This window comes from Photobacterium piscicola, from assembly GCF_900166965.1.
Taxonomy (GTDB): Bacteria; Pseudomonadota; Gammaproteobacteria; order Enterobacterales; family Vibrionaceae; genus Photobacterium; species Photobacterium piscicola.
In genome coordinates this window covers 358,291-382,573 of the sequence record NZ_FUZI01000004.1, presented here as the reverse complement: position 1 = coordinate 382,573, position 24,283 = coordinate 358,291, and the positions used below count along the sequence as shown (strand labels likewise).

15 protein-coding genes and 6 tRNA genes are annotated in these 24,283 nt (G+C 39.1%); 8 read left to right on the top strand and 13 right to left on the bottom strand.

Features of this window, described 5'->3' with window-relative positions; translation table 11 throughout:
• Positions 1–5 precede the first annotated feature (5 nt).
• The 5 genes from CZ809_RS13080 to xthA form a co-directional block, all read right to left on the bottom strand.
• Complete coding sequence (locus tag CZ809_RS13080) at positions 6–3,956, bottom strand: ATP-binding protein (protein ID WP_080158066.1); 3,951 nt, start codon at positions 3,954–3,956, stop codon at positions 6–8.
• Between the two features lie 31 nt (positions 3,957–3,987).
• The gene (locus CZ809_RS13075) at positions 3,988–5,589 is read right to left on the bottom strand and encodes a response regulator (RefSeq protein WP_080158065.1); all 1,602 of its coding nucleotides are present in this window, start codon (positions 5,587–5,589) and stop codon (positions 3,988–3,990) included.
• Between the two features lie 197 nt (positions 5,590–5,786).
• On the bottom strand, positions 5,787–8,060 hold the full coding sequence (gene pflB / locus CZ809_RS13070) for a formate C-acetyltransferase (RefSeq protein WP_080158064.1): 2,274 nt from the start codon (positions 8,058–8,060) through the stop codon (positions 5,787–5,789).
• A 55-nt stretch (positions 8,061–8,115) separates the two neighbouring features.
• A complete protein-coding gene (focA, locus tag CZ809_RS13065) occupies positions 8,116–8,982 on the bottom strand; it encodes a formate transporter FocA (RefSeq protein WP_080158063.1) in 867 nt (288 codons plus the stop codon).
• A gap of 509 nt (positions 8,983–9,491) precedes the next feature.
• Positions 9,492–10,301: an exodeoxyribonuclease III gene (gene xthA, locus CZ809_RS13060; RefSeq protein WP_080158062.1), complete on the bottom strand. Its 810-nt coding sequence runs from the start codon at positions 10,299–10,301 to the stop codon at positions 9,492–9,494.
• A gap of 319 nt (positions 10,302–10,620) precedes the next feature.
• Between xthA and CZ809_RS21185 the strand changes: the two genes are divergently transcribed.
• Entirely contained in the window at positions 10,621–10,767 is a 147-nt protein-coding gene (locus tag CZ809_RS21185; RefSeq protein ID WP_158258955.1) for a hypothetical protein, read from the top strand.
• Here CZ809_RS21185 and CZ809_RS13055 read toward each other — a convergent pair.
• The 7 genes from CZ809_RS13055 to CZ809_RS13025 form a co-directional block, all read right to left on the bottom strand.
• Positions 10,764–12,404, bottom strand: a complete 1,641-nt coding sequence (locus CZ809_RS13055; protein ID WP_159447954.1) for a response regulator — start codon at positions 12,402–12,404, stop codon at positions 10,764–10,766. The genes CZ809_RS21185 and CZ809_RS13055 overlap by 4 nt on opposite strands.
• A gap of 134 nt (positions 12,405–12,538) precedes the next feature.
• A tRNA-Tyr gene (locus tag CZ809_RS13050) sits at positions 12,539–12,623 on the bottom strand.
• A gap of 89 nt (positions 12,624–12,712) precedes the next feature.
• A tRNA-Tyr gene (locus CZ809_RS13045) sits at positions 12,713–12,797 on the bottom strand.
• Between the two features lie 75 nt (positions 12,798–12,872).
• Positions 12,873–12,957: transfer RNA gene (locus tag CZ809_RS13040), tRNA-Tyr, on the bottom strand.
• Between the two features lie 75 nt (positions 12,958–13,032).
• Positions 13,033–13,117 (bottom strand) — tRNA-Tyr (locus CZ809_RS13035).
• An 89-nt stretch (positions 13,118–13,206) separates the two neighbouring features.
• Positions 13,207–13,291, bottom strand: a tRNA-Tyr gene (locus CZ809_RS13030).
• Between the two features lie 113 nt (positions 13,292–13,404).
• Positions 13,405–13,489 (bottom strand) — tRNA-Tyr (locus CZ809_RS13025).
• Positions 13,490–13,672: 183 nt separating this feature from the next.
• On the opposite strand from CZ809_RS13025, the gene CZ809_RS13020 reads away from it, so the two are divergent.
• The 5 genes from CZ809_RS13020 (at position 13,673) to CZ809_RS13000 (ending at position 20,530) form a co-directional block, all read left to right on the top strand.
• Positions 13,673–14,746: an efflux RND transporter periplasmic adaptor subunit gene (locus CZ809_RS13020; RefSeq protein ID WP_080158060.1), complete on the top strand. Its 1,074-nt coding sequence runs from the start codon at positions 13,673–13,675 to the stop codon at positions 14,744–14,746.
• Positions 14,746–17,871 (top strand): multidrug efflux RND transporter permease subunit, encoded by a 3,126-nt coding sequence (locus CZ809_RS13015; protein ID WP_080158059.1) that lies wholly within the window; start codon positions 14,746–14,748, stop codon positions 17,869–17,871. Before CZ809_RS13020 ends, CZ809_RS13015 begins: the two co-directional genes overlap by 1 nt.
• A gap of 230 nt (positions 17,872–18,101) precedes the next feature.
• The gene (rluF, locus tag CZ809_RS13010; RefSeq protein ID WP_080158058.1) at positions 18,102–19,199 is read left to right on the top strand and encodes a 23S rRNA pseudouridine(2604) synthase RluF; all 1,098 of its coding nucleotides are present in this window, start codon (positions 18,102–18,104) and stop codon (positions 19,197–19,199) included.
• A gap of 225 nt (positions 19,200–19,424) precedes the next feature.
• On the top strand, positions 19,425–19,733 hold the full coding sequence (locus CZ809_RS13005) for a PTS fructose transporter subunit IIB (RefSeq protein ID WP_080158057.1): 309 nt from the start codon (positions 19,425–19,427) through the stop codon (positions 19,731–19,733).
• Positions 19,734–19,777: 44 nt separating this feature from the next.
• Positions 19,778–20,530: a PTS sugar transporter subunit IIA gene (locus tag CZ809_RS13000; RefSeq protein ID WP_080158056.1), complete on the top strand. Its 753-nt coding sequence runs from the start codon at positions 19,778–19,780 to the stop codon at positions 20,528–20,530.
• Positions 20,531–20,535: 5 nt separating this feature from the next.
• Here CZ809_RS13000 and CZ809_RS12995 read toward each other — a convergent pair whose 3' ends face one another.
• Positions 20,536–21,381, bottom strand: a complete 846-nt coding sequence (locus CZ809_RS12995) for a helix-turn-helix transcriptional regulator (protein WP_080158055.1) — start codon at positions 21,379–21,381, stop codon at positions 20,536–20,538.
• Positions 21,382–21,545: 164 nt separating this feature from the next.
• Between CZ809_RS12995 and manA the strand changes: the two genes are divergently transcribed.
• Both manA and CZ809_RS12985 read left to right on the top strand, forming a co-directional pair.
• Positions 21,546–22,745 carry a mannose-6-phosphate isomerase, class I gene (manA, locus tag CZ809_RS12990; RefSeq protein ID WP_080158054.1) on the top strand — a complete coding sequence of 400 codons (1,200 nt, stop codon included), beginning with the start codon at positions 21,546–21,548 and terminating at the stop codon, positions 22,743–22,745.
• A gap of 433 nt (positions 22,746–23,178) precedes the next feature.
• On the top strand, positions 23,179–24,204 hold the full coding sequence (locus CZ809_RS12985; RefSeq protein WP_080158053.1) for an acyltransferase family protein: 1,026 nt from the start codon (positions 23,179–23,181) through the stop codon (positions 24,202–24,204).
• The last annotated feature ends 79 nt before the right edge of the window (positions 24,205–24,283 follow it).

The following is a 24,283-nucleotide window of genomic DNA, read 5'->3' as shown; positions in this document are numbered from 1 at the left end:
CGATCCTATTTACTGTTAATTTGGTGTGATAATTGTTCGATTAGTTGCTCAATGTGCAAGTAGTCTTGTTGTAAATCGGTCGAGTCTATTTGCGCTTGTTGCGAGTGTAATTCAAGCTTCTGGGTTATTTGTGCTAATGGATGAAAAGCCATCATCCGTGCAGCACCTTTCATGCGATGGCTAACCATAAAGATACTATCATTATTTTGTTGTGATATTGCTGTTTTAAGCTGTGATAAATCGTCAAAACAAGATTCTAAGTATTGTTGTAGCAATAACTGACACAGCTCACTGTCACCAAATATGGGTAATAGTTCTTTTATATCAATAACTTGTTTTGGTGTAATTGATGTTATTGACGATATTGTTGGCTCGATAGTTAATTGTGACATTTTTTTGACGTTTTGGTCTATGCTTAATGGTTTTATCCATTTTGCTAATATATCTTTTAGCTGTTGTTGCTTTAATGGCTTAATTAAATAATCGCTAAAACCCATGGTTTGAAAACGACAGGTATTAGTGAGAGCGTTGGCTGTAATCGCGATAATAGGTAAAGCTATCGCGTCTGTTCGTTGTTCTTGCTCTCGAATTATTTTGGTTAACTCATAGCCATCGACTTCTGGCATATGGCAATCAGTGAGTAAAATATTGTAATTAGTCTGTGCTAATGCAACTAAAGCTTGTTTTCCATTATCAACAATATCTACCGCATAGTTAAGTTGCTCTAATTGTTGTTTGAGTATCTGTTGGTTAATTGGATGATCCTCTGCGACCAACACATAGCGGTTATCTGCGATAGCTTGTTCACGAGTTAGCGTTATAGGCACATTATAGCGAGACTGATTGTCATTGTTATACGGTTGAAAGGGCTCTGTTAATGCACGATAAAGTTGTTGAGATAAAAGCGGGCTAAGGGAAATATTACGGGCATTAATGTTGGACGTAAGCATGACATCAGTAGAGGTTATAGTGATCCAATTAACCGAAGGTAAGTTAATTGCAATCCAATTAAGATCAATATTATGTTGATTTGCCCATGATTGAGGCACAAAAATAGTATCAATACATTGGGTTGATATTGCAACCGCGAGTTGTTCTTTGGTGGTGACATTTAACCGCGAGATAGAACAACCCCAAGCAGTTAAATAGTTGGTTAAAATAAGATCATTGACTATCGAGAGTAAGCCACAGTGCTTGTTTAATGATTTAACCTCAGCGGCTTGGCAGATATCAAACGTGAGAGTGATCGTAAAGCTAGTGCCTTTATTAAGTTGGCTTGATACTGAAATCGTTCCATTCATTAATTGGATCAGTTGGTGGCAAATTGATAGCCCTAATCCGGTGCCATCATAGCGACGATCGGTGTTTTGCTCTATTTGTTCAAATGGCTGAAAGAGTTTATTGATATTTTTAGCCGCAATACCTATGCCAGTATCTGTGATTGTAAAGCTAATAGTTTGCTGATTATTTTGTTGGGATAATAAATTAATATCAAGGTGTATAGCGCCTTGAGACGTAAATTTAATCGCATTATTAAGTAAATTATTCAGCACTTGTTTAAGACGAAAACTATCAAAACGTAAACTTTTGGCGATATTAGGATCAAGCCATAATTTAAAATCTAGCCCTTTCTGTGCGGCATGAATAGCATGAGGTTGTACTAACACTGTGGCTATTTTATACATTATTTTTTGTTGCGGATTGATCTCTAGTTTTTTTGATTCAAGCTTAGAGAAATCTAAAACATCATTCACAATATTAAGTAGGTTTTCACCTGAAAAGGTGAGATTTTTATGGATTTGATAGAGTTCAGGCTGTTGAGCATAAGGTTTCATTAAATCTAATAAACAAATAATGCCGCTGATTGGCGTGCGAATTTCATGACTCATCATGGCTAAAAAGCGTGATTTTGCTATTGTGGCTGCTTGCGATTTTTGTTTGGCGATTGTCAGTGCGAATTGTTGCTGTTTTAATTGAGTAATATCAATCAGGATGCTATTCCACTGCCAACCGATTGCTGCCGGCGTAATTTGACAACGTAGTTCAATCCAACAAGGTGCACTTAATTCATTGATTTTAATTTGTAACTCGGTACGCCAATAGCCTTGCTGTACAGCATTACGCATTTCGGCAACTAAGCTTGAATAATCATCTCGCATAGAGATGCGATCTTTTAATAAGTGTGGAAAAAAATAGAATTTACTGGCTGAAATACCCGTAAAATCAATGATTTTTTCACTCATAAATTGGATATCAATATCCATTGGGTCATCACTTTTTTGGTGGTGTTGAATCAGAACACCATCAAAATTATTGGTTAAATAAGTTAACTTATCTTCTGCCGCTTTACGGTACTTAATTTCTTTACTTAAACGGCGGTTCCAAATGGTAATGGCCCCAATAATACAGCTAATAACCGCGCCCATTATCATGATAAATAAGATTAATCGATTGTAAATACCATCATTTTTTATTGTGAAAGTATGCCATTGTTTTTGAATAGTCGTTGGTGGCAGAGAATCAATGGTTTTATTTAAAATATTACGCAGTAAAAGGTTATTTTTTGACAGAGCAAAGGCAACTTTTCGATCATAATCATCAATACGACTTGTAATGATTTTTAATTGCCCTAAGAAATTGTTTTGTAATAAAACATTCGCGGTAGATAACGAAATTACCGCATAATTAATCTCCCCATCGACCACGGCGTTGAGAATATCAAATTTATTTTTAAATAAGCGAATCTTCGCTGTTGGGTAATATTCTTTGACAAGTTTTCCTCCAAATCCAAAGGCGAGAACACCAATGGTATCCGTTGAATTAATGGAGGTTAATTTTTTATGGTTGATGTGATCAAGCATAACCCACCGATCGTTAGAATAAGGGGTCGTAAAGGTCAGTTCCTTATGACGTTGGTTTGTTATCGCTACCGCAGCCATAATATCAATGTCATTATTGAGCAGTTTTTGCTTACCATCTTGATAATTATCGATGGGAACAATGGTGGTGGTGATAGGAAGCTTATCTTTTATTTTGGTTAAAGTGTCGTTGAGTTGACTTAAAATAAAATCATTTTTGTTCAATATTGGCGACATAGGATATTTATAGCCGATACGAATATTATTCTGCTGCTGTAAGGCATTATTTTCAGCTGCGGTTAAATGAACCGTATGCGGATCACTTAACATCTTTTTTTGTATTGGCGTTAGCCAGCGATCATAAATTGCGGTTAAGACTGCGGGATGAAGTTGACTATAAGCTTGATTAATATTGTCGATGAGGACTCTATTATTTCGTGTAGCTGTGATGTATAAGCGTTCAAAAGGCAATGTAGTTATCGGTGAGAAATAAAGTGGTGGTTGTTGCTTATTAGTTGTGAGTGAGTGGTGTAGGATCAGGCTATTACCAATATAAACATCGGCTAGACCTGTATCAACAGCATTAAGTGCCACGGTGCTGGATGGCATTGCTAGAATTTGCCCGTTAAGATGAAGATCTATTATTTTTTGTTTAATAGCAAAGCCATTTTCAACACTAATAGTAGCATCATTAAGATCTGATATTTTGGTGTACAGAGGCGATCGGCTAAGCATCGCAAATGATGAGCTTAGAATAGGATCACTAAATACCATGTATTTTTGACGATTAAATGTTGCCGCTATACCAATCAATAGATCAACATCGTTACTTTTAAATGCTGCGAGCATTTCATCAAAACTTTGGAAATAGACACTTTTTATTTGGTAGTTTGCTTTTGCTGCAATAGTATCCATCAAATCAGGTAACAAACCGACAATTTTATCGCCATGTTTAAAAGATAATGGTGCCCAATTAAGCGAGGTATAGCCAACAGTTAAAATGGGTTTAGCCGTCGTCTTATGCGTTAATTCATTAGCATAAATGGTCTGTATAAAAGGTGGTAATATCAGTACTAGCAGCAGTATAAAGTTTCGCATGTAGAGCTACCTAGAAGAACAAATCAAGACATTAATATAATGGTTGTTGAAGAAAGCGATATTGCGCTTTTAATCTTAAATACCAGTCAGGTTTAAACTCTTGTGATTCAAAGGTCCATCTCGCTTCTCTAATCCATTGTTGATGCTGTGGATCATTGTCTATATAACCCCGTGAAGATAACTCAATTAAACACCGAGCTAAAACATCATCAAAACGATATTGAGGCCATAATAGCAACATCGATTGACCAGCCTCAATATAATATTTTTGTTTTAACAATCTAAGCGCATAACGGTATTGTTCATCTGTGTGATGGCTAGTTGTTGGCTGCATTGTTTCTAACCACATCTGTTTTATAATCGAATGCGGCTCATTTTGGTGCTGATGTAGATTGTGTTGTAATCGTTGATAACAGTCTATTTTATGACGAGTCATGGCTAAGCGTTTGCTAATACAAAGGGCAATCGCATCAAATTCAAAACTGTGCTGTTCTGGCGCTGTTTGTTGAATCGTTTCTATCGCAGCAATATAGCTTTTATAGGCATGAAGATTGCTGTCATTGTCTAAATATTGCCATGCTTGTAATAAGTAAATAAACGCACGCTCATGTTTAGTTATGGTTTTTTGTTGGCTAATTGTGCGCCAGAGCCGTTCTATTGGTAAATTCTTTTTATCGCTATGTTGTAGTTGCAGCCAAACAATAAACGCGTGATAGCAAGGTTTATCCCATACTGAATGGCGAAGATATGAGATGGCTTCACGTAAGTGTTGTTGCATGGCGCTGTGGTTATGGAAATGACATTCAATCCATAATAGGCCAAATAAGCGATGTAAGTTATTTTTACTGACATTATGTGCCTTTAACCAAAAATCATAACCTTGGGTGATTTTTTGTTGTAATAATGCAGAGCAGGCACTGTATTCAAGTAGCATTAAATGATCAGGATATAAGTCTCTTAATTGGTTTAATAATGGATTAAGAGCCTGAAAATTTTGTTGCTGTAACCACAGTTGAGCCAGTAAAAGTTGTGCTGGTAGACTGTGGTAATGCTGCTGAATCAGGGTTAGTAGTGTTTCAATATCAGCATTAAGATGAGGCTGTTTTTGATTAAATAAGCGTTTAGCAACAGCAGTAATCGTAGTGCAATAGGTGCTGACGGTTACATTTGATTTCGCACACATCTCTTCAACACCATCAATGCCTGAATGTAAGTAACATTCAAAAGCACGATCATTGATGACGCGTTGTTCAAAAACATATTCTAAGCGTTGCTTTAAGGTATTTAATCGTAAAGGCTTAACCAAATAATCATCGGGTTGGTATTCAGAAAAACCCATTAGAACGGCGGGTGAGTCATCAGCAGTTAGAATAAAAATTAGCGGTGAATGCTGCAATAATTTATTGTGATATAGACGCTCAAGTAATTGTAGTCCGGTACTACCAAAGCCAAGATTAAAGTCAAGAAAGAGAATATCAAAGGTCTGCTGCTGGCAATACTTAATCGCTTCAGATGCGTTTGAGGCGCAATAAATATTGGCACTTTGGAATTGCCCATTAACCAAAATAAGCTTGGTTGTTTGTTGGATAATACTACTGTCGTCGACAATCAATACCGATTGAGATCTTCGCATCAGAAAGTCATGTCCTTAAATACAGAAGTAAATTAATGCTTGGAATAGGGCGGCGCAGAATATCCATAAAATGTGATAGGTACAATCGAAGAAGTGTAACGAAGCGTGTTTTTATTCTTAAATTTTGAGCATAAAAAAACCGGCTATATAAGCCGGTTTTTATTAGGAAGCGAACTTCCTACACAGAAGGCTCTATATTATAGAGACGCTGTGAAAGTACGAGCGATAACGTCAGCCTGCTGTTCAGCAGTTAGAGAGTTAAAACGCACAGCATAACCCGATACACGGATAGTTAACTGTGGGTAGTTCTCAGGGTGCTTAACTGCGTCTTCTAGAGTTTCGCGGTTAAGAACGTTAACGTTTAGGTGTTGACCACCTTCGATGCCTGACTCATGGTGGAAGTAACCATCCATTAGGCCAGCTAGGTTAGTTTCTTGAGTATCAAGATCTTTACCTAGTGCGTTTGGAACGATAGAGAATGTGTATGAAATACCATCTTTAGCGTGTGCAAACGGTAGTTTACCTACAGAAGTAAGTGAAGCTACAGCGCCTTTTTCGTCACGACCGTGCATTGGGTTAGCACCTGGTGCGAAAGGAGCACCTGCACGACGACCGTCTGGAGTGTTACCTGTCTTCTTACCGTACACAACGTTAGATGTGATAGTTAGGATAGACTGAGTAGGGATCGCATCACGGTACATCTTGTGAGTACGGATCTTGTTCATGAAGCGCTCAACAAGGTCACATGCGATGTCATCAACGCGTGCGTCATTGTTACCGAACTTAGGATAGTCACCTTCGATTTCGAAATCGATAGCGATGCCATCTTCGTCACGGATAGGCTTAACCGTTGCGTATTTGATAGCTGATAGTGAGTCAGCAGCAACAGAAAGACCAGCGATACCACAAGCCATTGTACGCTTGATGTCACGATCGTGTAGAGCCATTAGCGATGCTTCGTAGCTGTACTTGTCGTGGCTCCAGTGAATAGCGTTTAGCGCAGAAACGTAAGTCGTTGCTAACCAATCCATGAAGTGATCTAGACGATCCATAGTATCTGTGTAGTCAAGAACTTCAGCAGTTACTTTATCAGTCTTAGGACCTACTTGGATCTTAAGCTTCTCATCCACACCGCCGTTGATTGCGTAAAGCATAGTCTTAGCAAGGTTAGCACGAGCACCGAAGAACTGCATTTGCTTACCAACAACCATTGGAGATACACAACAAGCGATTGCGTAATCGTCAGAGTTCATGTCTGGACGCATTAGGTCATCGTTTTCGTACTGGATAGAAGAAGTATCGATAGATACCTTCGCACAGAACTTCTTGAAGCCTACAGGTAGTTGCTCAGACCAAAGAACAGTGATGTTTGGCTCTGGAGAAGGACCCATTGTGTATAGGCTGTTTAGGAAACGGAAGTTTGAACGTGTAACTAGTGTACGACCGTCAAGACCCATACCACCCATTGATTCTGTTGCCCAGATTGGGTCACCAGAGAACAACTCATCGTATTCAGGAGTACGTAGGAAACGAACCATACGTAGCTTCATTACGAAGTGGTCGATCATTTCTTGAGCTTGTGCTTCAGTGATCTTGCCATCAGCGATATCACGCTCGATGAAGATGTCTAGGAAAGTCGAAGTACGACCTAGAGACATTGCAGCACCGTTTTGTGATTTAACAGCAGCTAGGTAGCCGAAGTAAGTCCACTGGATAGCTTCTTGTGCAGTAGCAGCAGGAAGAGAGATATCACAACCGTATTTAGCAGCCATAGTCTTGATTTGACCAAGAGCACGGTGCTGTTCACAGATCTCTTCACGACGTTGCATAGTCATTTGAAGATCTTCGCCATTCTCAAACATTTCTTCTAGAGATTTGAATTGAGCTAGCTTGTCAGCCATTAGCTTGTCGATACCGTAAAGTGCGATACGACGGTAGTCACCAATGATACGACCACGGCCGTATGCATCAGGAAGACCTGTTAGAACACCAGACTTACGACACTTGATGATAGAAGGAGTGTAGATATCGAAAACACCTTGGTTGTGTGTTTTACGAAGCTCTGAGTAAACCTTCTTGATAGTAGGATCTAGTTCACGACCGTATACTTTGCATGAGTTTTCGATCATGCGGATACCACCGTTAGGGATCAAACCACGCTTAAGAGGCGCGTCAGTTTGAAGACCTACGATAGTTTCAAGTTCTTGGTCGATGTAACCAGCGTCGTGTGCAGTGATAGTAGAAACAACGTCAGTATCGAAATCAACAGGTGCGTGAGTCGCGTTTTCCTGTTTGATGCCTACCATTACAGCTTCCCAAAGTTTAGCTGTAGCTGGAGTCGCTTCTGTTTCTAGGAAAGAGCCGTCACCCTCGAAAGGAGTGTAGTTCTTTTGGATAAAGTCACGAACGTTTACTTCGTTCTGCCAATCACCAGCTGTGAAGCCTTCCCATGCAGCAAATTGCTCTGCCATTGTATACCTACCTATACTATTCAGTAGAAAAAAATAAATGTTACCGCGTCAAAACTTAGTGATGGCTATTGCCGTTAAGTTCTGGACGACGATGAATAATCCAATATGTTAGACCAACTAATACACCACCACCAATGATATTACCAATGGTTACTGGGATTAGATTGTTAACAACAAAATTATGAATGTTCAAGTCTGCAAACTGTGCAGGATCGACACCTGTCATAGCCCAAAATTCAGGACCAGAGAAAGCATGAATTACAATACCCATAGGAATCATAAACATATTTGCAATACAGTGCTCAAAACCACATGCAACAAACATTGCAACGGGTAGCAACATTACCATAACTTTATCAGTAGCACTACGGCATGAGAAAGTCATCCATGTTGCAAGACAAACCATTAGGTTACATAACATACCTAAAACAACAGCTTGTCCAAAATCATGATGAAGTTTATGTTGGGCGATCTTCATTGCGTTAATACCCCATTGGCCATTCGCGCCAAGGTGTTGTTCTGCAATCCAAATACAGGCAACAAAGAAAATTGCACCAACAAAGTTACCGAGGTAAACAATGCCCCAGTTTTTCATTAACTGACCAGTAGTAATGCGACCGCTTGCACGAGCAACAGTGGTTAATACAGAAGAGGTGAATAACTCGCCACCGCATATAACTACTAGGATTAAACCTAAACTAAAAGCTAAACCACCGACAAATTTAGACATACCCCAAGGCATATCACCAGCGCCAGTAGTTACTGTTGTATAAAATACAAAAGCAATTGAGATAAAGACACCTGCAGTTATCGCTAAAAAGAATGACTGTAACGGGTGTTTTGTCGCTTTATAAACACCGACTTCTTCGGCTTTATGTGCCATAGCTGGTGGCATCAGTGAGTCAAAAGGATTCGTTTCCATTTTCACAGGAGTGCTCTTTAATGGTTTAAATTTGGCTGCCAGAATAATAGCAAAGGTTGTGAATCATAAATTTGATCTGGATCATTGCGGTGAAAATTTATAACAAAATTAGACATATTGTGACACTGCAAAATAATGTAATCATTTGAATTGTAACGGTATAATTTTTTTGATAAAACTAAAAAAAATTTTAATGTAATTTAATTTCATAATTTTCTAACCATGATCACAAAATAAAGCATCATTTAAAATCAATAAGTTATGATTTTGTCTGTTTTTTTTTAACGTATTTATGCCGTTTAAAAAATATTGATTCAACTTTTTTTATATTCATCTTGTCGATGGATAATATTCATCAATATAGTTTAAATCGATACTGTAAAGGTATGGTGCCAGTATTTTGGTGAATATATATGCAAAACAGACAAAAGCCGCTACCAATAAGATAGTCGGCTTCAGCTGTGATTATTTGTTTTGGTGATGGTGATTATTGAAGCTTAATGCGCATATCAATTGCTGAAAGTTGACCAAATTGGAGCGTGATCAGAAGGCTTTTCAATTCCACGTAATTCGTAATCAATTCCAGCGTCAGTACAACGGTTCGCTAATGTTGGCGTTGCTAGAATCACATCAATACGCAGGCCTCGATTATCAACAAAGCCTTTTGAACGATAATCAAACCATGAGAATTGATCATCTACTGCTGGGTGAAGTTGACGGAAAGTATCAATAAAACCCCAATCTAATAGTGTTTGTAACCATTGGCGTTCAATTGGCTGGAATGAACATTTGCCTGTTTTTAGCCAACGTTTAGCGTTGACGGGGCCGATACCTATGTCTAAATCGATAGGGCTAATATTAATGTCACCCATCACGATGAGTTGTTCATCATTGGTGTGCGCGGTATTAAGGTAGTTCATTAGATCAGCGTAAAACTTCTCTTTTGCCGGAAATTTGGTTTCATGCTTAACGTTATCGCCTTGAGGGAAATAGCCGTTCATTACCGTTATATTGCTGCCATCTTCTTGTTTAAACGTCGCCATGATCATTCGACGTTGCGCTTCATCGTCGTCAGTTGGAAACCCTTTCTGAACACTAATCGGTTCTTGTTTACATAACATCGCAACGCCGTAATGGGCTTTTTGACCATGAAAGTAGACTTTGTAGCCCATTGCTTCAACATCCGCTAACGGAAAAGCTTCGTCATGAACTTTAATTTCTTGTAAACCGATAACATCAGGCTGGTGTTTATCGATAATAGCTTGTAGTTGATGTAATCGAGCACGTAGCCCATTGATATTAAAAGAAATAACTTTCATATTTAGTGTCCATAACTGCGAATGATTATTGGTTACTGATATTAGCACATTGCACTATCACTTCGATATATGATCCATTCAATCAGAAGCGATCATACCTGTAGTGTAAGTTTATTTGGGTATAACGAAGATGCGGGTCTATGCTAAAAGGAAATATATCATTTATGACAAGTTATTGTTTTTAAATAATCCGCTGACATGTCACTAAGTAGATGGTGTTATCGTTGTCACATTCGTTTGGGCTTATGCCGAGTAATGACTGTGCTAACTTGTTTATTAACCCCAGCGTTGTTTTGACGCTATAGTCATGGAGTAGAGTATGTTCGATTTTATAAAGCGTATGTTTGGTGCGGAACCTGAAGCGACAACAACAGAGCGTCAGGATCAAGAGAATAGCGATCAAGAACATCGGAATGATAAATACAGACAAGGTGCACCAAGTGATAATAGTGATGGTGAAAGTTAAGGGTAAACCACACTGTGTTTATCAATATACAATTGCTGTAATTGAATGAACCACTCTTGTAATGGTGAAGCGAGCGGCATCTTTTTAATTTGTTGTAAGCTGATATCAATTTCTGGATGATGTATTTGTTGCAGCACAAGTAAGCTATTCATGCGCCCTAAATGTGCTTCTGTATTATAAGGATAATCACGCAAAATGGTGTGATAGATATGGTAAGCGCGTTGAGGGTCTGGTGATATTGTCGCTTTTGCGGTTGCCAGTTGATCAACTAACAGGCGAATGTTTTCAATAATAAATTTATTACGTTGCAGTTGGCTAAGACGATGATGGCTATGTTCATCTAATACACTACGCGTCATTAATACTTGATATATTTCTTTAATTAATCGAGTCTCTCCGAAATACACCAATAAAGGCAATGCATCAACCATAATGGCCGCGGGTGCCTGTGACATTTGACCAAAATATATCTTTAGGCCATGCAATAAACGGCGTTTTGCTTTTAATGGTTGGTTATTGGTTACAGCAAATCTTGCCAGGGTTATATGACAAAATGCTGCAAGGTGTTTTTTTTGGCTTGAGGTTAATCGTTGCTGTGCTAAACGATGGATATTTTTTAATTGTTTAAGAAGTTTTCGTTGCGACAGTGGTGATAATTGCTGACTATGAAGTTGTTCAAATAAAGCTGTAAATTGGGCAAAGTAAATGATCCAATCTTGATTAATAATAGGTAAGTGAGTAACGAATGTTTTTCCTATTTTAATAAATAAAGAGAGATCATTAGTACAAACGGCTAATTGAGCAGCCATTAATGAACGTTGGCTGATACTTGGCGTAAGCATTAGGGCTTGGTAGGCAATGGCTTTTGCTTCACATGGCTGTTGTTGCTGGTGCAATAACAGTGCGAGTTCGTCATAGGCTTCGACAAATAAGGGCACTTGTTTAATCAGTGTTTGTAGCCGTTGAATAGCCGCAATGGTATCGCCTTGCTTATGCATTAATTGGGTTTGAAGTAATCCCAGTTTGTGGTGTTGGCTACGCTCACTAAATAGGCTTAATAATTGCTGAGCGGGTAACCAGTCTTGTTGGCTGATTAATAAATCAAGCAATAGGATTTCAATTTCAAGATTATGACCATGCTGTTGTAATAACTGTCGACATAAGAATATGGCTGTTGATGTTTGATTGTTTGTTATTGCGATATAAATTGGTTTGCGAATTAAGCATGCTTGATAAACAGTTATGATACGTTGTTTTAATTGTCCAATATTTAATGGTTTACTGAGAAAACTATCAGCATCTAGGCTAATCGAGGTCACGATAACTTCAGGGGTGCGATCGCCTGAGATAAAGATAATGCCGCAATAGGCACTGATATAGTTATTTTTTCTCATTACGGTAAGAAGTTCACTACCACTGAGTTGTGGATCAAGATGAAAATCAAGCAGGATTAGATCATAAGCGGTGGTTTTACAAAGTCGAATCGCATTGACACTGTTAGTTGCAATATCAATCGCAGTAAGATCGATGCTGTGGAGAATATTTTGAATGAGTAATGCAGAAGATAGCTGATCATCAATAATCAGTACCTTAACTTGTGCCCAATCAATATTGGTGTAAGTAGAAGCTTCTGTCATAACAATCCATATATAAACCAGATAACTATATGCAGTATTGCACATATAAAATAAGTTAGTCTAATTTGTTGATGTTTATATGGTGTTATTTTTTTGATATGAAAAAGCCAGCTGCTAAGCAACTGGCTGAATGATGGTGGTGGGGGAAGGATTCGAACCTTCGAAGGCAGTGCCGGCAGATTTACAATCTGCTCCCTTTGGCCACTCGGGAACCCCACCACGGGGTATTACAATAATTTGTTGAAGCTATGGTTATTAAAGGCCACTTCAATAACCGAAAAGTTATTATCAACAACTTTTCAAAATGATGGTGGTGGGAGAAGGATTCGAACCTTCGAAGGCAGTGCCGGCAGATTTACAATCTGCTCCCTTTGGCCACTCGGGAATCCCACCACGGGGTATTGCTATGGTGATTAAAGACCAACTTTAACCACTGAAATGCTGTTATAAAACAACCTTTCAAAATGATGGTGGTGGGAGAAGGATTCGAACCTTCGAAGGCAGTGCCGGCAGATTTACAATCTGCTCCCTTTGGCCACTCGGGAATCCCACCACGGGATGTTGCTATGGTGATTAAAGCTTAACTTTAACCACTGAAGTGCTGTTATAAAACAACCTTTCAAAATGATGGTGGTGGGGGAAGGATTCGAACCTTCGAAGGCAGTGCCGGCAGATTTACAATCTGCTCCCTTTGGCCACTCGGGAACCCCACCACGGGGTATTACAATAATTTGTTGAAGCTATGGTTATTAAAGGCCACTTCAATAACTGAAAAGTTATTATCAACAACTTTTCAAAATGATGGTGGTGGGAGAAGGATTCGAACCTTCGAAGGCAGTGCCGGCAGATTTACAATCTGCTCCCTTTGGCCACTCGGGAATCCCACCACGGGATGTTGCTTGCTACTCTATTGTGAGTGGCAATAGTTATTCGTTACTATGATGATTAAAGGCCACTTTAACCATCGAAAAACTGTTATAAAACAATTCTTCAAAATTAATGGTGGTGGGGGAAGGATTCGAACCTTCGAAGGCAGTGCCGGCAGATTTACAATCTGCTCCCTTTGGCCACTCGGGAACCCCACCACAAGTGCGGGGCGGATAATAACAAACATTTCAGCGCTGTAAACCTTTTTTATCAATATCATTGAGTGCTTGCTGGATTTTTCATCAGTAAGCTAATTTTTGCTTAACTTTACATTTCTTGACGTTACTCGACCTTTAGTTCAGATATTATTCGACTAGGATTTTTATGATGGTTTTTAATAAATGAAAAAGATAGCCGTAGCCGTATTAGTCACCGCCGCATTATCGGGGAGTTACTTTTACTTTCAAGGGACATCACATGCTGCGCAAGATAAATCTCAGTCGGCGCAATCATCACGTGTTGTGTCGGTAACAACCGGAGAAGTTAACTCTTTAGCGGTTGCTCAATCACTATCATTAGTGGGTAAGTTAAAGGCTGAACATGCGGTTAATGTTGCAGCGGAAGTCTCGGCTAAAATAAAAACGATTGTGGTTCCTGTAAATAGTACGGTAACCAAAGGGCAATTATTAATTCAACTTGATAATGATAAAGCCGTTGCTGCTTATGATGAAGCCTTGGCATACCGTAATGATGAAAAACGTAAATTAACTGAATTTCAACGGTTATTATCTCGTGGTGCTATCACTAAAACTGAAATCGATGCTCAATCTGCCAGCGCCAGTATTGCAAATGCTCGTTTAAAAGCCGCTTTAGCTAATCTTAATGATCATGCTATACGTGCCCCATTCAATGGCACTGTTGGGTTATATGATTTTAGCCCTGGCCACATGGTCGCCGCTGGCGGTGCATTATTTAATTTTGATGACCTTTCCTCTATGCGTTTGGATATTGAAGTTCCAGAGCAATATATCTCTTTTTTAAAGGTCGGAATTAAAGTTACCGCAAAAAGCCAAGCATGGGGTGATCGTGCCTTTACGGGAGAAATTCAAGCCATAGATTCTCGTGTTCAAGCGGACTCTTTAAATATTAAAGTGCGCGTTGTATTTGAAAATAGCGATCACACGCTAAAACCTGGAATGCTACTTGCGGCAGAGCTTGATTTTATTCCGCAGCAACAAGCGATTATTCCTGTTCAAGCGTTAGAATATTCAGGCACTAAACGTTATGTTTACCTTGTTGATTCACAACAAAAAGTACACCGCACCTTGGTTGAGTTAGGTGAGCGTATTGATAATAATGTGGTCATTAAAAAAGGCTTAAAAACAGGCGAACGTATTGTTGTACAAGGACTGGTGAATATGCGTGATGGAATAACCATTAAAGACATTACTCCTACGACTGGAGTAGCGAGCTAATGTGGTTATCGGATATTTCAGTAAAACGACCAGTTGTCGCCATTGTATTAAGTTTGCTGTTGTGTGTGTTTGGTATTGTTTCATTCTCTAAACTGGCTGTGCGTGAAATGCCAGATGTTGAAAGTCCAGTTGTGACCATCATGACAACTTATGACGGCACATCAGCAACAGTAATGGAAAGCCAAGTTACCACCCCGATAGAAGATGAGCTCTCAGGGATCAGTGGTATTGATAATATTACCTCTGTTACTCGTAATGGTATGTCGCGGATCACGGTTGAATTTAATATGGACTGGGATCTTACCGAAGGTGTCAGTGATATTCGAGATGCGGTTGCTCGCGCGCAACGTCGTCTTCCTGATGATGCCAATGATCCGATTGTGTCAAAAGATAATGGTTCGGGTGAACCCGCGATCTATATTAATTTGTCGTCATCTGAAATGGATCGTACTCAATTAACCGATTACGCTCAGCGCGTTTTAGAAGATCGTTTTAGCCTGTTAAATGGCGTCAGTTCAGTGAGCCTGAGTGGCGCATTGTACAAGGTAATGTATGTAAAATTACAACCGGTATTAATGGCAGGACGCGGTGTTACTACCAAAGATATTGTCAACGCATTAAATGATGAAAACGTAGAATTACCCGGTGGTGAAGTACGTAATGACCAAACGGTAATGTCGGTGCGTACTGCGCGACTTTACCAAACCGTTGATGATTTTAAATATCTCGTTATTCGTACCACAGAAGCTGGCACACCGATTTATTTAAAAGATGTGGCAGAGGTAACGATTGGCGCTGAAAATGAAAATTCAACCTTTAAAAGTAATGGTGCCGTTAATTTAAGTCTCGGCATTGTGACCATGTCTGATGCTAATCCGCTTGATGTCGCTAAAGAAGTACGCGCCGAAGTTGCTAAGATGCAGCAGTTTTTACCGCAAGGTGCGTCATTGACAGTGGATTATGATGCCACCGTATTCATTGAACGTTCGATTAATGAAGTTTACAGCACGCTATTAGTCACTGGTGCGCTGGTTATTTTGGTGCTGTATATTTTTATTGGCCAAGTTCGGGCAACATTAATTCCTGCAGTTACGGTGCCTGTATCTTTAATCTCAGCTTTTATCACTGCTTATTTCTTTGGTTTTTCAATTAACTTATTAACTCTGATGGCGTTAATTTTAGCCATTGGATTGGTGGTTGATGATGCGATTGTGGTGGTGGAAAACGTTTTTCACCATCTACAACGCGGAGAATCACCCTTATTAGCCGCTTATAAAGGCACTCGAGAAGTTGGATTTGCAGTGGTGGCAACAACCGCAGTATTAGTAATGGTATTCTTACCGATTTCTTTTATGGAAGGAATGGTTGGGCGACTATTTACTGAGTTCTCCGTATTACTGGCGATGTCAGTGATCTTCTCATCATTAATTGCACTAACGTTAACGCCAGTGATGTGCAGTAAGTTATTGCAAGTCAATGTGAAGCCCAATCGGTTCAACCTGTGGATTGATCGTCAATTTGATAAATTAGAAAACGGTTATCGTCGAATTGTTACCGTGGCAGTGAAAAAACGGTTTGTTGCACCATTAGTGGTTTTAGGTTGTATTGCTGCCAGTGGCGGATTAATGAAGGTAATTCCCGCTCAACTTGCACCACAAGAAGATCGCGGAGTGTTGTTTGCGTTTGTGAAAGGCGCTGAAGGTACCAGTTATAACCGTATGATCGGTAACATGGATCAAGTGGAAGCACGTTTATTGCCATTGTTAGGTAAAGGAGTATTGAAATCTGTCAGTATTCAATCACCTGCATTTGGTGGGCGCGCGGGGGATCAAACGGGCTTTGTGATCATGCAATTAGAAGATTGGAATGATCGTTCAGTCGGAGCACAACAAGCACTGGGTATGATCAGTAAAACGCTGGCAGGTATTCCTGATGTGCGAGTGATGCCGATGATGCCAGGTTTTGGCGGTGGATCATCAGAACCAGTACAATTTGTATTAGGTGGCGCTGATTACCAAGAACTGTTTAAGTGGGCGACAAAGCTACAACATCTTGCTGAAGATAGCCCATTAATGGAAGGGGTTGATTTAGACTATGCAGAAACAACACCTGAGCTATTGGTTAATGTTAATCGTGAGCGTGCGGCTGAATTAGGCATTCCCGTCACTGAAATCGCAGAAACATTAGAAGTAATGCTTGGCGGTCGCAGTGAAACAACCTTTGTTGAGCGTGGTGAAGAATATGATGTTTATCTTCGCGGTGACGAAAATAGCTTTAATAGCTCGACCGATCTTAGTCAGATTTACCTACGCGCAAAAAATGGCAAGCTCGTTACCTTAGATACTGTTGCGTCTATTGATGAAGTGGCATCAGCACAGAAGTTAAGTCATAACCAAAAACAGAAATCGATCACGTTAAAAGCGAGTCTTTCTGATGGTTATACTCTTGGTGAAGCGCTTGATTTCCTTGATCAACAAGCGATTGATAATTTACCGTCAGATATTTCGATTGATTATGCTGGCGAATCACAAGACTTTAGAGATAACCAAAGCAGTATTGCAATGGTGTTTGGATTAGCGTTATTGGTTGCTTATTTAGTGCTTGCGGCGCAGTTTGAAAGCTTTATTAACCCGCTGGTGGTGATGTTAACTGTACCAATGGGTATTTTTGGTGGTCTAGCTGGATTATGGATAATGGGGCAAGGGCTCAATATTTATAGTCAAATCGGGATGATCATGTTGATTGGTATGGTGACTAAAAACGGTATTTTGATCGTTGAATTTGCTAACCAGTTACGTGACAAAGGCATTGAGTTTGAACAAGCAATTGTTGATGCGTCTGTACGTCGTTTACGACCTATTTTAATGACCGCGTTTACAACCTTATTTGGCGCCTTACCACTGATTTTATCAACGGGGGCGGGGGCTGAGAGTCGTATTGCTGTGGGTACGGTAGTGTTCTTTGGAATGGCATTTGCTACCTTGGTAACATTATTAGTGATTCCAGCGATGTACCGTTTGTTATCAGCTAAAACTAAATCACCAGGCTATATTGAAGCGCAATTAGAAAAAGAATTGCAGCATGATTATGTTGGTCGTATTAGTCACGGTGATTTACCGAAGTAAGCGTATTTAGGGACGAAGGACGAGGGCAAAGTGTCGAGGATGCTGAATATATTTATATTTGGTGCCAGAACATCAACGCCCTTTGTCCTTTACTTAAGAGCTTTACATCAAAACTACCTCTTTAATCGACAATCAGTTAAACTCCTCCTCATAACAACTATCGAGCAAGTAAACTACAATTAAGTGGTTTATTGCCCTGATCGACCTAAAGCCCTTTATAGAAGAAAAACATGTCACAACATTCTACTGACCAACAGAGCCCGAAAGGGGTTCGACTTAATAAATTTATCAGTGATACTGGCTATTGCTCACGCCGTGAGGCGGACAAGCTGATTGATCAGGGACGTGTAACCATCAATGGCACTGCGCCTGAAATGGGTATGCGTGTAATGGATAAAGACGAAGTATTGGTTGATGATAAACCACTACGTAGTAAAGAACGCCCAATCTATATTGCACTTAATAAGCCAACAGGTATCACCTGTACTACCGAGCGCCATATTGAAGGTAACGTGATTGACTTTATTGGTCACCGTAAGCGTATTTTCCCTATTGGTCGTTTAGATAAGCCGTCTGATGGTCTTATTTTCTTAACCAATGACGGTGATATCGTTAATAAAATTCTGCGTGCGGGTAACTCGCATGAGAAAGAATACGTTGTTCGTGTTGACCAACCGATCACGCCTGAATTTATTGAAAAAATGTCATCAGGGGTTGAGATTCTAGATACAGTTACTTTGCCATGTAAAGTGACTAAAGAAACGAATTTCTCATTCCGTATCGTTTTAACACAAGGCTTAAACCGTCAAATTCGTCGTATGTGTGAAGCGTTAGGTTATGAAGTGTATAAACTTCGTCGCGTACGTATCATGAACATCACTATTGATGGCTTACCAAACGGTAAATGGCGTTATTTAACTGAAGCTGAAATTACTGAAATTCAACAGTTAATTTCACAATCAAGCGGTACTGAAGAAGCATCAAAAACCGATGCTGAAGGCCGTACGATTGCTAAAGCAACAGATGCGAAGTTGTATGATCACCGTGCGCAAGAAGCACGTAATGAAAAACATGCCGCTGAGAAGCAGTTTAAAACTTACCGTGGTACAGGTGAGTTTAATCGTCGTCCTGATGGCGCTAACCGTAGCAGCCGCACCAACGAAGATCGTCATAGTCGTAATGAAAGCCGTGGCGGTCGTACTGATGCCCCTCGCCGTAATAATGATGATCGTCCAGCACGTACTTCTGCGCCAAGCCGTGATACTAAGCCAAGTTTTGGCGGTAAGAGCAATGGTATTAAGAAGTGGAAATCAAAGCGTGAAGAGTAGAAGATAGGGAAGAGCAGGGACGAGGTTTCGAGTATCGAGGAAGAGCGTAGAGCTTGAAATAAAACAGAAACGAGGAAAAGTGAAGCCAATAATAACCGCTTAACTTTCCTCGTTTTTTTGAACATTATTTTTCGCCACTCGCCACTCGCCACTCGCCACTCGCCACTCGCCACTGCTCTTTCCTCGCCCCTCGAAACCTCCCCACTATTTACTTAAGGATTAAAAATGAAAATTGTCGCGGTAACAGCCTGTCCAACGGGTATCGCACACACCTATATGGCTGCGGATGTACTTAACAAAACTGCGCATCAGATGGGAATCAAGATTCAAGTCGAAACCCAAGGTGCAATGGGGATTGAGAACTTTTTAACCGCCAAAGATATCGCAGCTGCAAATATTGTTTTAATTGCTTCGGATATTGAAGTTGAACAACGGGCGCGTTTTACCGGTAGCCGCATTCATTGTGTGACGATAGAAGAAGTCTTAGTTGATGCAACCGCAGTGATTGAGCGTTGCCAGCAATTGTGTCAATAATTTTCATGCTAATAAAACAGGTCATAACACGGCAGGGATAACGGATGTTAGAGCGACGGATCACCTTTTATTGTGGTGCAGCAGGTTTGCCTTCTTACCAACTTAATCAGCTAAAAAAACTGACGGGTTATTTTCAATCACAGGTTGAATTATTTAATGTGAGTCAATTGACGCGCGCGCCAGTATCACAGCCATTAAAAATGCTATCGTTAGCGAATAAACCCCATGCGTTATGCCAATTAATTATTAATGGTAGCGATGCTGAATTAGCGAATTTAGTGTTAACTGATTTTATTGCTCAATATGCACTATCGCTGACACAATACACTCCATCCGTGCCATTTAAGATCAGTTTGCCATTAACCAGTATTGGTTGGGCTGATGGCGGTGAGAATCATAAAATAGACACCATTACGCAATTAAGCCAGATGCTGGTGGCACAACAGGCGATCACTTCTGAACAACAGCCCGCATTAAAACAAGCACTATTGGCTCGAGAAAATGTTTCTGCCACTGTTATGGGGCCGGGTATTGCCTTGCCACATGTGATGCATGAAATGATCGCAAAACCAGCAATGGCGATAGTGTGTCACCCTCAGGCTATTGATTGGGGATCGTCACGGGGTAATATTAGCCGTGCGGTTGCGATGATCTTGCCCAAGCCTCCTCAGAAAGTCGTGATCATGGCCTTTGCGCAGTTTTCAAAATGTTTATTAAACGAAGATTATTGTACTGCACTAACATTAGCCCAACAGCCTCAAGAACTAAAAGCATTAATTATTGAAGCGTTAAGATAGCAACGTTAGGTGACACCTCGATATTCCGATGGCGTACGGCCGGTTTTATTTTTAAAAACACGACAAAAATAATTCACATCGACAAACCCGCAGCGGCTAGCAATTTCAGTTAATCGAAACGGGTATTGGCGTAACATAAATTTGGCACGTTCAATTCGTACCCAACAAATATAATCTGCGAGTCGCATATGACCTTGTTGACGAAATAAACGCGATAGGTGATTGGGTGTAATGTTAAATCGATTGGCAATTGTGTCACGGCTAATGGCGCGGTGAAAATTTTCTTGAATATAAATACAGATCCCTTGATACAGATCTTCAGTACGATTTTTTGATTGGTGCAATGGAACATGGAGCATATTTTGGGTGTAGCTGAGTAAAGCTTGTAATAAATGCTCATCCATTGGCTGCTGTTGGTGTTCTGTCGCTAACATATTCAGTGCTGTTAAAATGGGATCAACTGCGTGTCCTGTCCATGCTTGAATCGAGTGTTTTTGAACATCATAAAACTTGGGGCTATCCTTGGTTTTACTGACCAGACTAAAGCCCAATTGACGCTTACCAAACAGCAGGCTCAACACCGAACATTCAGTATTCCAGCTTGGTTGGTTCCAACTGTTGGGTGGAATATAGATCGCATCACCCCCCATTAGACTAATCTGACAGATGCCATTATCACCATCATCGAGTTGGTTAATATATTCGCCTTTTAGTACCAATTCGAGGCGTGGAAAATTTACCTGATAGCTAAATTGTGGTGGTTGAGTTTTACCGCCAGCAAACCAAATTCGATTAAAACTTTCCCGTTCCGTCAACACAGAATCAATTAAATTAAAGAAAACATTATCCATGGTATTCACTTCATGTTTGGAATGGTGGTAGCAGGATTATTAGTTTGTGCTGAATAAACCGATTAAGTTTTGTTATAGTGCTGTCAGTTAGTGTATGGCGTCAATAATAATGGTTGATGCCATACCATAAATATCGTGAGCAATAATAAGAATAGGACCTGACAATGACTGACTCTACCCGCACTGTCTTTTTTAAGATGGATAACGTGATCCAAGATTATGCTTGGGGCAGTGTAACATCAATTGAGCAACTGTTTGCTATTCCAAATCTAGATCAAAAGCCACAAGCTGAAATGTGGATGGGTGCCCATGCTAATGGTTGCTCAGTGATCACGGTTAATGGTGAAGCAGTACGCTTAGCTGATTTTATTGCCACCGATCCTGACGCAATTATTGGTGCAGAAACTCAAGCTAAATTTGCTGAGTTACCATACTTATTTAAAGTGTTAGCAGCTGAAAAAGCGTTATCAGTGCAAGTTCACCCAAGTAAGCATCAAGCTGAAATAGGCTATGCAAAAGAAGAAAAAATCGGTATTGCGCGTAATGCCGCTAACCGTAACTACAAAGATCCTAACCATAAACCTGAGCTAGTGTTTGCGTTAACACCTTATCAAGCAATGAATGGTTTTCGTGAGTTAGCTGAAATCGTTGAATTATTTACCACAATCAATCTCGATGTGATCAGTGATCTGGTTAATACTTTTGCAGCTAATCAAACGGATGCAGGTTTACGAGATTTCTTTGAAGCGATGCTATCGCTTGAAGGTGAGCGTAAAGAGTCTGCTGTTAATGGACTTTTAGTGTTCTGTCATGAACATAAAGATCAGCCATTATTTGCGTTATTGATTGATTTATCTGAGCAATACCCTGGTGATATCGGTCTGTTTGTTCCATTAATGTTGAATGTATTAACATTACAACCAGGCGAGGCGATGTTCCTAAGCGCATGTACTCCACATGCCTACATTAAAGGAACTGGCCTTGAGATCATGGCTAACTCAGACAATGTGCTACGTGCAGGTTTGACGCCGAAATTTATGGATGTACCAGAGTTAGTCGCGAATACAGAATTTAAGAGCATGGCGGCGAATGAATTATTACTGGCGCCAACAATGGTTGCTGGTGGTTTAGATTATCAGATCCCAGTGCCTGATTTTAAATTTAGCGTTTATAAGCAAGTTAATGATATTGCATTACAAAATACCAGTGCTGAAATTTTATTTGCGATTGATGCACCGCTAACAGTGACGCATCAAAATGGTGAAACATTGACGCTTGAAAAAGGCCAGTCAGTGTTTATTCCTGCTTATGCAAAGGCATATTCAGCGCATTGTGATGGTATGTTTGCGCGTGCGTATAACTAAAGGGTTATAGGGAAGAGCAGGGACGAGGTTGTGAGTCTCTAGTTCTCAGGATAATGGATTAAGCGATGGGTGAAAGCCTGTCGCTTTTTTTATAGCCCCGTCATTCCCTACAGTGAGGTTACGAATGAGATAGGGAATCTACTGTCCGCGCGCTGCGGGATGGTTAGATAAAATACCCCTATGTAATTTTATAAATTAACTTCGAAATTACAAATAAATGACAGGACATAAACAAGGAAATGTATAATCTACTTGAAAATCATTAGTTGCTGTTAGAAACATAGCATTACTAAATAAACCTAAACCTAAACCTACACCGTTAATGCACTATGTAGTGTTGATTAATCACTTTTTTATTTTATAAATATATCTGTCAACACTCAAATCTTAAATAAGATCGCATTAAGACAATATTCTTTACTAAGTAATAACGATGACAAAAAAAATTTTTTTAAAAAACATGAATTATTTAAGAGGCTTTGCTATCTTAAATATTATAATTGTTCATATATGGACAATTCCAACGTTGTATGTTGAAAATGATTCTATATATCCAAAGATTATAAATGTAACAAAAGAAATATTATTTCATGATAGTTCTATTTATTTTATTTTTATATCTGGGTTTTTTCTTAAATATTTATCCTTTGCATCTCCTTTAAAGTATTACAAAACAAAGTTTAAAAATATATTGTTACCGTATATAGTTTTAAGCTCTACTATATTCATTTTTAATATATATATTGGTGAAATTAATTTTTCTTTGTTAACGTTTTTTAGATACATTTTTCTGGGGGAGGCACAAGTTCAATATTGGTATATACCTTTTATTGTGACTATATTTTTAATTAGCCCCATGCTATTAAAAATACCTAATAAAACATTACTGTTAACCTTACCTATCTTGTTGATATTACCGTTAATTGGAACAAGAACTGGAACGATAATATCATTAGGCCAATATGTTTATTTTTTTCCAATTTATATTTTAGGTATACTATGTGCAGCAAATTATGATCGCTTTATAATCTTAATTGAAGAACGTTTTTTATTATTAATTGCTGCAATAATAATATCAACGGGTTTGATTGTTATCGTAATGTTGTTTGATCCTAAATTTTTATTTTTTAATCTTTATGAATCTTTTCATTACATTCAAAAAATAGCTATCTTGTTATTTTTTATCGTTTTCTTTAAAAGAATAGATCATATAGATATTAATATCCTTAATGTGTTTGCAAAATATAGTTTTGCCTTATTTTTTGTTCACTTCTTTATTAATGATTTATTAAATAAATTATTAATGGAAAAGTATTATGATATATTTTTCACGTCAACATTTTTAATTATTCCAATATCTATTTTTTATTCTTTAATCAGTATATCGTTATCTCTATTGTTTTGTGTTTGTATGAAAAAAGTACTTGGATATAATTCAAGATATATTATTGGCGTTTGATTTAATGGTTATAATTATTGAATTCACAGGTTTCTTTAAGGCTCAAGCTCGCGTTAAGTAGATCTCGGATAACTTCGTG

Bases quoted from the DNA above. Each gene is read 5' to 3' on its own strand.
- CZ809_RS12985 (WP_080158053.1), top strand. From the start codon at position 23,179: ATGACAAAAAAAATTTTTTTAAAAAACATGAATTATTTAAGAGGCTTT.
- CZ809_RS13075 (WP_080158065.1), bottom strand. From the start codon at position 5,589: ATGCGAAGATCTCAATCGGTATTGATTGTCGACGACAGTAGTATTATC.
- xthA (WP_080158062.1), bottom strand. From the start codon at position 10,301: ATGAAAGTTATTTCTTTTAATATCAATGGGCTACGTGCTCGATTACAT.
- manA (WP_080158054.1), top strand. From the start codon at position 21,546: ATGACTGACTCTACCCGCACTGTCTTTTTTAAGATGGATAACGTGATC.
- focA (WP_080158063.1), bottom strand. From the start codon at position 8,982: ATGGAAACGAATCCTTTTGACTCACTGATGCCACCAGCTATGGCACAT.
- CZ809_RS13055 (WP_159447954.1), bottom strand. From the start codon at position 12,404: ATGACAGAAGCTTCTACTTACACCAATATTGATTGGGCACAAGTTAAG.
- CZ809_RS13005 (WP_080158057.1), top strand. From the start codon at position 19,425: ATGAAAATTGTCGCGGTAACAGCCTGTCCAACGGGTATCGCACACACC.
- CZ809_RS13020 (WP_080158060.1), top strand. From the start codon at position 13,673: ATGAAAAAGATAGCCGTAGCCGTATTAGTCACCGCCGCATTATCGGGG.
- CZ809_RS13000 (WP_080158056.1), top strand. From the start codon at position 19,778: ATGTTAGAGCGACGGATCACCTTTTATTGTGGTGCAGCAGGTTTGCCT.
- CZ809_RS12995 (WP_080158055.1), bottom strand. From the start codon at position 21,381: ATGGATAATGTTTTCTTTAATTTAATTGATTCTGTGTTGACGGAACGG.
- CZ809_RS13080 (WP_080158066.1), bottom strand. From the start codon at position 3,956: ATGCGAAACTTTATACTGCTGCTAGTACTGATATTACCACCTTTTATA.
- CZ809_RS13015 (WP_080158059.1), top strand. From the start codon at position 14,746: ATGTGGTTATCGGATATTTCAGTAAAACGACCAGTTGTCGCCATTGTA.
- CZ809_RS21185 (WP_158258955.1), top strand. From the start codon at position 10,621: ATGTTCGATTTTATAAAGCGTATGTTTGGTGCGGAACCTGAAGCGACA.
- rluF (WP_080158058.1), top strand. From the start codon at position 18,102: ATGTCACAACATTCTACTGACCAACAGAGCCCGAAAGGGGTTCGACTT.
- pflB (WP_080158064.1), bottom strand. From the start codon at position 8,060: ATGGCAGAGCAATTTGCTGCATGGGAAGGCTTCACAGCTGGTGATTGG.